The 12,906-nt window shown below is 56.4% G+C and carries 8 protein-coding genes; 2 read left to right on the top strand and 6 right to left on the bottom strand.

All coding sequences use genetic code 11. The features are described from left to right. Positions 1-64: 64 nt before the first annotated feature. From QZ170_RS03760 to QZ170_RS03745, 4 genes are all read right to left on the bottom strand, one after another. Positions 65-376: a hypothetical protein gene (locus QZ170_RS03760; RefSeq protein WP_297177331.1), complete on the bottom strand. Its 312-nt coding sequence runs from the start codon at positions 374-376 to the stop codon at positions 65-67. A 324-nt stretch (positions 377-700) separates the two neighbouring features. Further along, positions 701-2,281, bottom strand: coding sequence for a PepSY-associated TM helix domain-containing protein (locus QZ170_RS03755; protein WP_297177329.1), 1,581 nt, complete (start codon positions 2,279-2,281; stop codon positions 701-703). Further along, positions 2,268-3,431, bottom strand: a complete 1,164-nt coding sequence (locus QZ170_RS03750; protein ID WP_297177326.1) for a 1-acyl-sn-glycerol-3-phosphate acyltransferase — start codon at positions 3,429-3,431, stop codon at positions 2,268-2,270. Before QZ170_RS03750 ends, QZ170_RS03755 begins: the two co-directional genes overlap by 14 nt. Before the next feature lie 14 nt (positions 3,432-3,445). Further along, positions 3,446-4,441 (bottom strand): D-alanine--D-alanine ligase, encoded by a 996-nt coding sequence (locus QZ170_RS03745; RefSeq protein WP_297177323.1) that lies wholly within the window; start codon positions 4,439-4,441, stop codon positions 3,446-3,448. A gap of 589 nt (positions 4,442-5,030) precedes the next feature. Here QZ170_RS03745 and uvrA point away from each other — a divergent pair. Together uvrA and QZ170_RS03735 are read left to right on the top strand one after the other, a co-directional pair. Beyond that, a complete protein-coding gene (gene uvrA, locus QZ170_RS03740; RefSeq protein WP_297177320.1) occupies positions 5,031-7,889 on the top strand; it encodes an excinuclease ABC subunit UvrA in 2,859 nt (952 codons plus the stop codon). Positions 7,890-7,926: 37 nt separating this feature from the next. Continuing rightward, on the top strand, positions 7,927-9,333 hold the full coding sequence (locus tag QZ170_RS03735; RefSeq protein ID WP_297177317.1) for an SWIM zinc finger family protein: 1,407 nt from the start codon (positions 7,927-7,929) through the stop codon (positions 9,331-9,333). 371 nt (positions 9,334-9,704) lie between these two features. On the opposite strand, the gene asnS is transcribed toward QZ170_RS03735, so the two are convergent. Beyond that, positions 9,705-11,102: an asparagine--tRNA ligase gene (asnS, locus tag QZ170_RS03730; protein WP_297177315.1), complete on the bottom strand. Its 1,398-nt coding sequence runs from the start codon at positions 11,100-11,102 to the stop codon at positions 9,705-9,707. A gap of 30 nt (positions 11,103-11,132) precedes the next feature. Beyond that, positions 11,133-12,365 (bottom strand): pseudouridine synthase, encoded by a 1,233-nt coding sequence (locus tag QZ170_RS03725; RefSeq protein WP_297177311.1) that lies wholly within the window; start codon positions 12,363-12,365, stop codon positions 11,133-11,135. Between the last annotated feature and the right edge of the window lie 541 nt (positions 12,366-12,906).

Here is a 12,906-nt window from a genome sequence, read left to right as displayed (position 1 = left end):
ACAGAGCAACATACCCTAGAATGTCTTATTAACACCTAGTGTATAGTTGTAGGAAAGCCTGTGTTTATTCCGACTGGGATGGGGCTGGAGTACCGATCTTCAAATCCAGAGTCAACTCTGCGAGCGGATGATACTCGGTCATTGAGCCCACAGACATAATCCGAGGATCTACAACTATGGCTTTATCATCGGTACCACAGAGATCCTTGTTGATTTCACGTAGATAGTCCTCATATTCCTTATCGCTCCCATCATAACCCTCAGGGCCAACAGTCATAATGGCTTTGCCACAGGTGGTAACGACGATAACAGCTTGGGCAGACTGCCCAGCTAGAAGCAGGAGCATTGCCCCTGCAAGAAGAATGATTTTCTTCATAGCTTGTTAGTGTATGATGTTTAACATAAGGACAGAGCATTAGGGGCAAGGGGCTCATAATCTCTATCCACCCACAAAGTTAGAGAAAGGGAATCTAAAAAGCAACACCTCGAGCATCTTTTTCTGAAATCACCTCAACTAACTATAAATCAACCCCTCGCATTAGCCCTTCAAGGTACACCACCACATCGGAGCAGGCTATAGAAAGGCTTCCGAGGAAGCATGCCCGATAGGCTCGGGGGAGAAAAAGCGCCCCCGAGACTTAGACAGAACACAAGCTAAGCCTCGGGGGTAAGGGAAAAATAATGGGGGCTATGCTACCGACTAGGAGGTAGCCTCGCTGGAGGAGGGAGGTTGCTCGGCCTTGCGCTTGCGCCGACGGGAGCGTAGCCCCGTGACGAGGACAATGATCGAGGCTAGGCCGAGGAAGAAGATAAAGAGCTCTGTCCCCCACTTGCCCAAGAAGGGGCTATAGAGGCGCCCTGCATGGAGCTCCAGCGCTGCCTGCCAGAGGGAGTAGGGCATCTCATTCAGTTCCCTCGGCTGAGGAGTGAAGGATACCTGTCGGGCAGTGCCCTCCTCGGTACGTCGCACAGCCCCTCGGTCGTAGAGGAAGACTAGATCCTCCCGCTCGTTAGCCCCAGCCAAGAGCCCAGAGACTGTATAGGCTCCTATGGGACGTCCAGAGCTCACCTCCTCGACGGGCTCGTGGGTGAAGTAGTCCCGCAGAGGTTCCTCGGGCTGCTCGGGGTGTACCTCGAAGAGCCCGGCAAAGGAACCAATGATCCAGGAGCCATCGGGCCGCTGGGCGAAGGCGTTGATCCCCATCGGGCTGACCTGTGGCTGATAGCCCCAGGGCTCAGGTGTGTCGGTGAAGGAGGTAAGCGTGAAGAAGCCCTCACTCGTAGAGAGGAGCCACGAGCCGTTCGTCTCATCATAGCGAATAGCCCTGAGGCGGTCAAACCACGGGTTCTCGCTGTAGAGCGCACTGAAGCGATTGGGGCGTGCCTCGTTGAGTACCAGAGGGATCATCATCGGCGGACGTAGTAGCCAGCCGGTAACGAAGACGAAGAGGACGATGTAGAAGAGCTTTGTCCCGAGCCGCTTATGTAGCTTGAAGTGGAAGGAGAGCCTACGCGAGAGTCGTTGCTTGGCCTCCGAGGCCTTCTTTGTCCCCCGCTTGTTCTTCTTCCCCATCAGCCTGTGGCTGTATAGGGAGTAGAAGATACCCGTCAGGCACAGTACCATCACCAGTAGGCCGACGAGGTCTACGATGAGACGACCAATGAGGCCAAAGTACTCTCCACTATGTAGCGCCCACACGATACGGAATAGGAGGAGACGCCCCGTATAGGTATCAGGCTCCCCGAGCTCGTAGGTCTTCCACTCGGGGTTCGTGAGGGTACGCTGGTAGAGGAGGGAGCGACTGAGCAGTAGGAGACTATCTCCACGGATCTGCATGTCGGCCAGACGTCCGTGCACCGAGGAGGGCAGGGGCTGCTGTTCCCACCGCTTCCCCGAGCTGTCGAGTCTGTAGAGACGGTACTGCGAGGCTACCCAGATCCGCCCCATATGGTCTCGAGCCATGGACATGATCTTGGCCTCATCCCCCCCCTTGACGAAGCCCTCATCGAGGAGCACTGCGGGTGCCGTGAGGGTGCTATCGGTACGCCAGACCCCAGCTCCACCGTAGATATAGGCTAGGCTATCGGCACGCAGGATACCCCGTACGGCACCATTATTCCAGTGATCGAAGAGGTAGTCCTTCGGTAGGAGAGCTCGGGGTATATCTACCTGCTGTAGGAGCTCACGATGGTTGAGGATAATCCCAGAGAGGGAGGCTAGGAAGAGGAGGACACAGAGGGGGATCCCTAGATATTTATGTAGCTTCTTAGCTCGGATCATAGGCCTTTAGCTGGTTATATACGGGGTTGGCATACATCGTCAGGAGCGCACGGCGCAGGAAGGGTTCGTCGGGAGTCAGATGCTGAGGTAGGCGCACGAGGGCGATACGAGCATCGATATAGCGAAGCGCCTCATCCCGCTCCTCAGACGTATAGTGTTCACGATGAGTAGACTCGCCCCGTAGCTCGTCGGCAGCTACATAGTTGATCGGATAGAGGGCATAGCCCCGATGGATCTCCCGATCTAGGATAGCCGCTAGGCTAGCATAGCGAGCTTGGTCACCCTCGGGCAGGTCGATCCCCATGAGGAGCTCCGAGAGTGGTCGTCCGATATGGAAGGAGACACGTCCCTTCCAGCCAAAGACTCCCGTCTTCATATTGATACCGTCATCCTCGGGGCTCTTCTTGAAGCCCTCGACATCCCGCTTGAGCTGCATCTCCTGCGCCTTGAGGTAGTCACAGGGGTCATACTCATAGCTACAGGTCACGGGGACGATATTCAGGGGTGTCAGAGCTGCTACTGCCTCCCGCTGCCCCGAGCCTAGACTGAGCATCTTCAGTAGGGCAGGCTGAGTCTGGTCCGAGGAGTCCTTGGCTCGTCCCTCACGCTGTGCGATCCACAGGCTCTTCCCCTCGCCTACAGCCTCGTGCATGTATTCGGAGAGGAGCTTGGCAGCGAGTAGTACCTCTCGGCCCTGGAGGTTACGACGTACGAGGAAGCTCCCATTGAGCTTGACGAGGGTCTCTACCCAAGGGTAGATCATGAGGTTGTCCCCGATAGCTATCTCAGGGAAGTGTGCCCCAGCATCGACGAGGAGTACGTTGAGGAAGGCCGAGTCTAGGATAATATCTCTATGGTTGGAGATGTAGGTGTAGGCACCCGTCTGCGAGATATGCTCCGTACCGGTTAGCTCTACAGAGCGACAGCAGTGCTCCATGACGTGCTTGACCCAATAGTAGCTCACACGCTGCTTGAAGTCCTCGACACTGTGGCAGGCCTTCAGCGTAGCCATCAGTTCGTCCCAGCTGGCACTGAGCCCGAGGCTCTCGTAGACTCCACGCAGGGGAGCTAGAGAGGCGAGCTGAGCGATAGCACTAGGCACTTCCTCTGGGATCAGGGGGCGAATGCTCTTATATTTATCGGTATCCATAGTGGGGGGAGGGTTTAGGCCTGAGGGAGGCGTTCGCGAATGATCGAGGTGAGCACCTGGGGCATCGTGAGCCCAGCAGCTGCTACCTGCTGAGGGATGAAGCTCGTAGGGGTCATCCCCGGGGTGGTATTGACCTCTAGGAGTGTGGGCTGGCCATCGGCCTCGATGATATAGTCTACACGTATGATCCCCCGAGCATCTATATGCCGGTAGATCTCCGAGGTCAGCTGCTGGATGAGTGCTGTGGCCTCGGGGGATATGCGTGCGGGAGTGATCTCCTCGACGGCGCCGTTGTACTTGGCATCGAAGTCAAAGAAAGCCCCCTTGGGGACTACCTCCGTCACGGGCAGAGGATGAAGGGCTCCCTCAGCCTCGTAGCACCCGCAGGTGACCTCCACGCCAGCGATGAACCGCTCGAGGAGAACCTCGTCACACTCGGTGAAGGCCTCACGGATAGCCTGCTCTAGCTCCGCCTCGGTATTCACCCGAGAGGTCGCTACACTCGACCCTCCCGCATTGGGCTTGGCAAAGAGGGGAAGGCCTAGACGCTCCACGAGCTCATGTGACGAAGGCTGTGGCATGTCTTGGCGCAGACGTACCGAGTCGGCTACCCGCAGATGGGGGAAGGAGCCGAGGTAACGATTGCAGTGATACTTACTGAAGGTCAGTGCCTCGGTCAGCACGCCCCCGGTATTGTAGGGCACGCCGACTAGATCGAGGTAACCCTGTAGGAGACCATTCTCCCCTGGGGTACCGTGCACCGTGATGAAGGCATAATCAAAGCGTATCCGCCCGGTAGGACCAAGGAAGCTAAAGTCGTCCTTATCCACCGGGATAGGCTCACTCCCCTGCCCTAGGTGGACGAACCAGCCCTCTCGCTCCACGACGACTAGATAGGGAGAGAAAGCACTGCGATCGATCCAGGAGAGGATACCAGAGGCACTGCGTAGAGATACGGAATACTCGCCCGAGTATCCCCCTGCTACGACAGCTATGTTGGGTAAGTTCATACTAGAATTGCTATAAATAATGTCATCGGAGATGATCCAATCTGGGAACAAAAGTACCCCTTTTCCCCCGTAACGACCTCATACGGGGACTCGAGCAGGGTACTAGGAGCTCACTTCCCCAGCATGAGCCTAGCGTATCTCTCAGCATGCCGTCTCCCGCCTTCTCAGCATGCCGTCCCTCGCTCACCATGCATGCCGTCCTACGCTTTCTCAGCAGACCGTCACACACCCTATAGTCCCAGAAGTTGATCCCCCAGGACGTCTGCCATTAGCCCCCTAGAAGCCAACCTACGATAGCGCTACAGAGGACATACCTAGAGCGCTACAGTGTACACGTGTGTACACTGTTGTGTACACGCAGGTATACTCTAGTGTACACACGTGTACACTCTCCCCTCCTAGATAACAGGTGTATACTCGATCATTCCACACCTAGAATACAGATGTCACTACCTTCGGCCGATGCTCCTTGAGCTCTTTGTCCACGACCTCTAGTGATCTCACAGCCTCTGCCCCACCTAAAATAGGAGCAGGATGGGCATTTATTCGTATTTTTGTATGTACTATGCTTTTTATTTAGGCTAGCTAGATGCAAGACTTAGAGATCAAGGGTGCCCGAGTGCACAATCTGAAGAACGTAGACGCTCATATACCGAGGTATTCCCTGACCGTCTTTACGGGGCTAAGTGGGAGTGGTAAGTCCTCGCTCGCCTTCGACACGATCTACGCCGAGGGTCAGCGGAGGTATATCGAGACCTTCAGTTCCTATGCCCGTGGCTTCCTAGGCGGAGGTATGGAGCGTCCCGACGTGGAGCAGATAGAGGGCCTGGGGCCCGTGATCTCGATTGAGCAGAAGACTACCAATAAGAATCCCCGCTCTACGGTAGGTACCGTAACGGAGATTTACGACTTCTTTCGCCTACTCTATGCCCGTGCTGGCCAAGCCGTGTCCTACCTAACAGGGGCACCGATGGTACGCTACACCGAGGAGCAGATCCTAGAGCTACTGCTGGCTCGCTTCTCGGGGAAGAAAGTCCTGCTACTAGCCCCAGTGGTCAAGCAGCGTAAGGGACACTACAAGGAGCTCTTCGAGCAGCTACGCAAGAAGAGCTTCCTCAATGTGCGTGTCGATGGTGAGCTCAGAGAGATCACCTACGGGATGAAGCTCGACCGCTATAAGCTCCACAGCGTAGAGGTACAGACCGACAAGCTCACCATCTCGGAGAAGAACCGTGACCGTCTGATGACTAGCCTACGCCTTACCCTCAAGGAGGGTGACGGCGTGATGATGCTCCAGGAGCTGGAGACGGGCGAGATCTCCTACTTCAGCCGCCACCTCATGGATCCCGAGACCGGGCTCTCATACAACGAGCCCGCTCCACACAACTTCTCCTTCAACTCCCCCAACGGTAGTTGCCCCCGCTGCAAGGGGCTCGGCGAGGTACGTGTCATCGACCTAGAGAGCATCATCCCCGACAAGAACAAGAGCATCTACCAGGGGGGTATACTCCCACTAGGCAAGTACCGCCGTCAACTCATCTTCGCACAGCTCGAGGCGCTCTGTGCCAAGTATGAAGTATCCATCAAAGATCCGATCAAGAACCTCCCCGAGGACCTCATCCAGGAGATCCTCGAGGGCAGTGAGGAGGAGATCACCCTCACAGACGACCGCTTCCCCGACCTGCGTGGTATCCCCCTCTCCTACGACGGACTAGGGGCTTATCTCATGAGCTCTCAGGATCAGGAGGAGGATAGCGAGCAGAGCCAGCGTTGGCTCCTACAGTTCACCAAGCCGCAGGTCTGCCCCGAGTGCTCCGGGTGGCGACTGAACAAGGAAGCACTACACTACCTCATCGCAGGAAAGAACCTCGGCGAGGTAGCCTCTATGGAACTGACCCAACTGATGCAGTGGGTCGAGCAAGTCGAACGCGAGCTCACCCCCCAGCAGCAGATCATCGCCTCCGAGATACTCAAGGAGATCCGCACGCGCCTCTCCTTCCTCCTGGATGTCGGGCTGGGCTACCTATCGATGAACCGTATGTCTGCCTCGCTCTCTGGAGGAGAGAGTCAGCGTATCCGCCTAGCTACCCAGATCGGGACGCAGCTCGTAGAGGTACTCTACATCCTAGATGAGCCTAGCATTGGCCTCCACCAGCGAGATAACCTACGACTCATCCACTCCCTACAGAAGCTCCGCGACCTCGGCAATACCGTGATCGTCGTAGAGCATGACAAGGACATGATGCTACAGGCTGACCACATCATCGACCTAGGCCCCAAGGCTGGGCGACTAGGTGGTCATGTCGTCTTCGCCGGCACTCCAAGAGAGATGATGCAGGCAGGTACACTCACCGCTCGCTACATCAGTGGCGAGCAGCAGATAGACCTCCCCTCCACACGGCGCCCTATCACCGATCGTGTCCTACGTCTCAGAGGCGCCGAGGGAAACAACCTCAAGGGGATCGATGTATCCTTCCCCCTAGGGACCCTCATCTGTGTCGCTGGTGTCTCGGGTAGCGGGAAGAGCACTCTGATCAACGAGACGCTCTACCCGATCCTCAGCCAGCACCTCTACGCCTCACTCAAGGAACCGCTACCCTACCGAGAGATCGAAGGGCTCGACCTCGTAGACAAGGTCGTGGCGGTAGACCAATCCCCCATCGGACGTACTCCTAGGAGCAACCCCGCGACCTACACAGGAGTATTCACCGATATCCGCAACCTATTCGTCGGGCTACCCGAGAGCAAGATGCGAGGCTACAAGCCCGGGCGCTTCTCCTTCAACGTATCGGGAGGACGCTGTGAGACTTGCTCTGGCAATGGCTACAAGACCATCGCCATGAACTTCCTGCCCGACGTACTTGCTCCCTGCGAAGTCTGTCACGGCCGTCGCTACAATAGAGAGACCCTAGAGGTGCGCTTCAAGGGTAAGTCTATCGCAGATGTCCTCGATATGACGATCAACATGGCCGTAGAGTTCTTCGCCCACGTCCCCCACATCCTCAAGAAACTACAAGTGCTACAGGAGGTCGGCCTCGGCTACATTAAGCTAGGGCAGTCCTCCACTACTCTCTCAGGGGGTGAGAGCCAGCGTATCAAGCTCGCCTCCGAGCTCGCTAAGCGTGACACGGGCAAGACCGTCTATATCCTCGATGAGCCCACGACAGGACTGCACTTCGAGGATATACGTGTCCTGCTCGGTATCCTCAATCGCCTCGTCGATCGGGGAAATACCGTCATCATCATAGAGCATAACCTAGATGTACTCAAGAGCGCAGACTACATCATCGAGATCGGTCCCGACGGTGGCAGGGGGGGGGGAAAGCTCCTCTACGAAGGGACGCCAGAGGGACTCACACACATCACCGATAGTCCTACGGCTCCCTTCCTCAGCGAGGAGCTCGCACCACCGACTACATCAGCCACTAGGCGACAACGAAAACGATAACCCACACACTACATACACTACAAACACCAACACACAAATGAAATTAGGTAATCGACTATCAAACAAGATCTGTCCAGAGAACATGACGGTCGAGGAGTGGCAGGTGGCTCTTCGCCGTGAGAATGCTCGAGAGAGCGACTTCCAAGTCGAGCACTTGGATAAGAACCGCATCTGGGGGGACTACCTCGTCAGCAGTGCGACAGGGCGCTACAAGGTAGCCTTCCGTGGGGTGCAGAGTGATCGTAACTTCTGCTCCTGCCTGGACTTCCGCACCAACGGACTAGGCACCTGCAAGCATCTGGAGGCCGTGACCCTCTACCTCCAGGATCATGTACCAGGCTATCCCTGGGCTGGTCTCAGCTACTCAGCTGAGTATACCTCCATCTATGTCAGCTACAAGGGAGGGCGTAGCATCCGTGTACGTATCGGTACAGCCTATCAGGCCGAGTACCAGCGTCTACTCTATCAGTACTTCGATGAGGATGGGATCCTCCCTCTAGAGCAGTATGTACACCTAGACCATATATGCAAGCAAGCGCAGGCGATCTCCTCCTCCTTTCGCTGCTACGAAGACGTCCATGAGTTCGTCCTAGAGTGCCTCAGGGAGCAGCAGTGGCGAGCAGAGCTCAAGGCTACCTATCCCGAGGAGGCCATCCCCTGGAACAAGCATACCCTCGTCGAGCCCTTCGAGATCGTCGAGCGGCTACTCTACGACCTATGCTATCAGGGCTTCGGCTTCATCGTCGGGCTCAAGCACCCCTTCTATACTCACCTCATCGCCCGCCTCGTCGAGGAAGTCTATCAGGGCGAGGAGCTACGGGAGAAGGGCTATGTCATCGTCGGCAATGAGACGGACGTCCTTGTCTGGCAGGCGATACTCTTCCAGTACAGCGAGTATGTCCATCTACCCGTGCAGGTGATGTCCCAGGAGCAGTTCGTCAAGATCCAGATCCCTCAGGGCACCCGTGCCTCCTTCGTCTATGTCAATGATGCAGACTGCCTCAAGGAATGGAAGAACCCCGTGTCTCTAGCTCTAAAGAAGCTCGAGATTAAGCACCTCTATATGCACGTCGAGACCCTGGAGCACCTGACACCCGTACAGCTCTCCTCGATCCTACAGCATATCAATCCCTTTGTCATCGGACCCTTCTACAAGTTCATTCACTCCTACCGTCCCCTCTTCCCCTTGGCCGAGGTAGCGGAGCGGTTACCTGCGGAGATGAAGCCCTTCACCTTCTTCGCCACCCAGCGTATACACGCAGCTAAGGCGCTGCCGACTAGTGGCGATGAGCAGGCGATACGTATCCTCCCCGTCAATGATGAGCATACCCCCGAGAACAAGGTCAATAGGCTCCTCGGGCTCCTCTCCGAGATCCTAGAGGATCCAGATGCTACGCTCCTACTACGTACTCAGATCCTATCCCTACTGCAGGTAGATAAGTAGCTCGCCTCCTCTCCCCTATCCCATCAGGATAGACACTGACCCCAAGGGCGGTCACCTCCATATACTGGGGGTGACCGCCCTTCGTCGCTTTGACCTCTACCCTACACACTTCGTTCCCCTCTATCCTCCGCACCCCATCCCCTCTACCCTACACACTCCGTCCCTCTCTACTCTTCGCACTCCGCCCCCTCTACCCTTCGCAGAAGTATCTCAGTCGGTCTAGTCAAGGATGGGCACGGCAGCTGTAGCGTACTCCCCCACCCTAGCTCCTAGAGCTAGCCCTATAGATACACACACGCCCCCGAGGAGCACGAGACTCCTCGGGGGCGTGAGACATACTAACTAAAAATCAGAAAGCGTATAGGCTCTGACTAAAACTCGGCATTGCGAGGCGTACGTGGGAAGGGTATCACGTCACGGATATTGGTCATACCTGTGACGAAGAGTAGCAGACGCTCGAAGCCGAGTCCGAAGCCCGAGTGAGGAGCTGTTCCATAGCGACGAGAGTCCAGATACCACCAGATATCCTTCTCGGGGACACCCATCTCCTGAGCCCGCTTGGTGAGCTTCTCGAGGTCGGCTTCACGCTCCGAACCACCGATGATCTCCCCGATCTTGGGGAAGAGGACATCCATCCCTCGGACTGTACGACCGTCGTCGTTGAGCTTCATGTAAAAGCTCTTGATCTCCTTCGGGTAGTCCGTCACGATGACCGGACGCTGGAAGTGCTCCTCGACGAGGTAGCGCTCATGCTCGCTGGCGAGGTCTGCCCCCCAATAGATGGGAAACTCGAACTTGCGCCCAGCCTTCACCGCCGCCTCGAGGATCTCGATCCCCTCCGTATAGGTCATACGCTTGAAGGGCTTCTCCAGCACGAAGCGTAGGCGATCAATGAGCTCAGCATCGAAGTGCTCGGCGAGGAAGGTCAAGTCATCCATACAGTGATCTAGTGCCCACTGCACGCAGTACTTGATGAAGTCCTCGGCGAGGTCCATATTCTCCTCTATCTCGAGGAAGGCCACCTCGGGCTCGATCATCCAGAACTCAGCTAGATGACGAGGTGTATTGGAGTTCTCGGCACGGAAGGTAGGCCCAAACGTGTAGATTCCACCCAGAGCTAGGGCAGCCATCTCGCCCTCCAGCTGACCGGAGACCGTGAGGGAGGTATGACGTGCGAAGAAGTCCTCACGATAGTCTATCGCACCATCCTCCGTACGCGGGAGGTTGTCTAGGTCGAGTGTCGTGACCTGAAACATCTGGCCAGCCCCCTCTGCATCACTAGCCGTGATCAGTGGGGTGTGCACGTAGAAGTAGCCACGTTCATGGAAGAAGGTATGGATAGCCATCGCCATGTGGTGGCGCATGCGGTAGACCGCTCCGAAGGTATTCGTTCGGGGACGTAGGTGTGCGATCTCACGTAGGAACTCCAGCGAGTGTCCCTTCTTCTGCAGTGGATAGGTCGCAGGATCAGCCGTACCGAGCACCTCTATCTCGTGAGCCTGGATCTCTACCGACTGTCCCTGCCCCTGAGAGGCGACCAGCTCCCCTACGACACTTAGGCTCGCACCCGTGGTGATCTTAGCTAGGAGCTCTGGATCGAACTTCTCGAGGTCTACGACGATCTGTATGTTGTGAATGACCGAGCCGTCATTGAGCGCGATGAAGCTAACAGCCTTGTTACCTCGGCGGGTACGTACCCAGCCCTTTACGTTCACAATCTGTCCGAGGAGCTCACCACGGAGTAGCTCGATGATTCTTGTTCGTTTCATAGATACAAACTTAGGATGTATATGCAGTGACTATTCGAAGGCACCCATGCGTAGGTTGTTCACCTCCTGCTCGGTGAGGTAGCGCCAGCGACCCCGCCCGAGGTTCTTCTTTGTGAGCCCAGCGAAGTACACACGATCCAGCTTGTGGACATGGTAGCCGAGGTGCTCGAAGATACGGCGGACGATACGGTTACGCCCGGAGTGGATCTCGATGCCGACCTGGCTTAGATCCTCCTCGCTGACATAGCTGATCGCATCGGCATGGATCTCGCCATCCTCCAGCTCGATCCCCTCAGCGATACGCTGCATATCCTCGATAGCCACGGGCTTGTCGAGCCATACATGATAGATCTTCTTCTTCATGTAGGAGGGGTGAGTGAGCTTGCTGGAGAGGTCACCATCGTTGGTAATGAGGATGACCCCAGTAGTATTGCGGTCCAGGCGACCGACGGGGTAGATACGTTCCTCACAAGCGCCCTTGACGAGGTCCATCACCGTCTTGCGGCACTCAGGGTCGTCGGAGGTCGTGACGCAGTTCTTAGGCTTGTTGAGCAGGATGTAGATCTTGCTCTGGCAGGTGACACGCTGCCCCTTGTAGACGACTTCGTCCAGGCGCGTGACTCGGGAGCCCAGCTCGGTGACGACCTGCCCGTTGACGGTGATCTCACCAGCGGCGATGAGCAGGTCGGCCTCACGACGAGAGCAGACCCCTGCATTGGCGAGGAACTTATTGAGGCGCAGGTCCTGCGATGGGTCTACGACCTCCTCGTACTTGACAGGAGGGGGTGGGACGAAGGCGCGGGGCTTCTTCCCCTTACCCTTCTTAGCTGGAGCACCCTTAGCGGGCTTCTTGCCCTTCTTGGCTCCTGGGTATGGGGCACCGCCACCGGAGTTGGGGCGGGGACGCTCTGCGCGATTGTACTGATAGCTGTAGTTACCGCTCGTACGCTCGGCTTGGTAGCGTTCGTCGTACTGAGAGCGTTCACTCGAGGGTGTGTGTCCACGATAGTTAGATGAGCTGTGGCTGTCGTAGGTGTGTTCGGCTCGTGGACTCCGAGGAGTACTGTAGCTAGGGTGTGGAGCGGGATCATCGGAGACGATATAGACACGCTTGCGGCGTGGATGAGCCGCCGATCCATGCGAAGGGGGCTGAGTCGTCCCATCAGTAGAAGCGGTAGGGACACGACGAGTACGTACACGACGGACGGCCACGTCCTCCGAAGTCTGCTCTGGTCGAGGAAGAAAGTCTTTGTCTTCTGCCATGTTCTGGGTTTGTGTTTAATACTTACTTAAGTCGAGTGTTGAGGACAACCTCTCGGTTCCCCTCTGGCCTATAGCACCTGCACACAGTGGGTGGCTCCTCATGCCTCCCCGATCCTAGTTAAGTCATTAGGGGGGGATAGAGGGTGTGCCCCTGCTATGCACATATCGCCTTTCAGCACCAGCAAAGATAAGAATAATCTTTATACCATTCGTATAGAGTATTTAGGGGGATACCTAGGGGTGGAGAGGTGGGAGAGGATCTCTGCGTGTACCCTTCGCCCGCACTCTACTTTTCTGGGCTCTACTGAGGTATGAGTTCTTCCCCTAGAGTGCCTTCGCTGATCCCGGGGGTGCCTTGGACGCTAGGCTCAAGGGACGACCATGCGAGAGCCCCACCGGGGAGATACTTAGAGCGCTGTTGTGTACACGTGGGTACACTATCGTATACACGCGTGTACACTCTTGTGTACACGTGGGTACACTATTGTATACACGCGTGTACACTCTTGTGTACACGCGTGTATACTTTTCCCTCCTAGAT

The organism is uncultured Porphyromonas sp. (genome assembly GCF_905372525.1).
Classification (GTDB): Bacteria; Bacteroidota; Bacteroidia; order Bacteroidales; family Porphyromonadaceae; genus Porphyromonas.
This window is presented reverse-complemented; position numbering and strand designations above follow the sequence as displayed.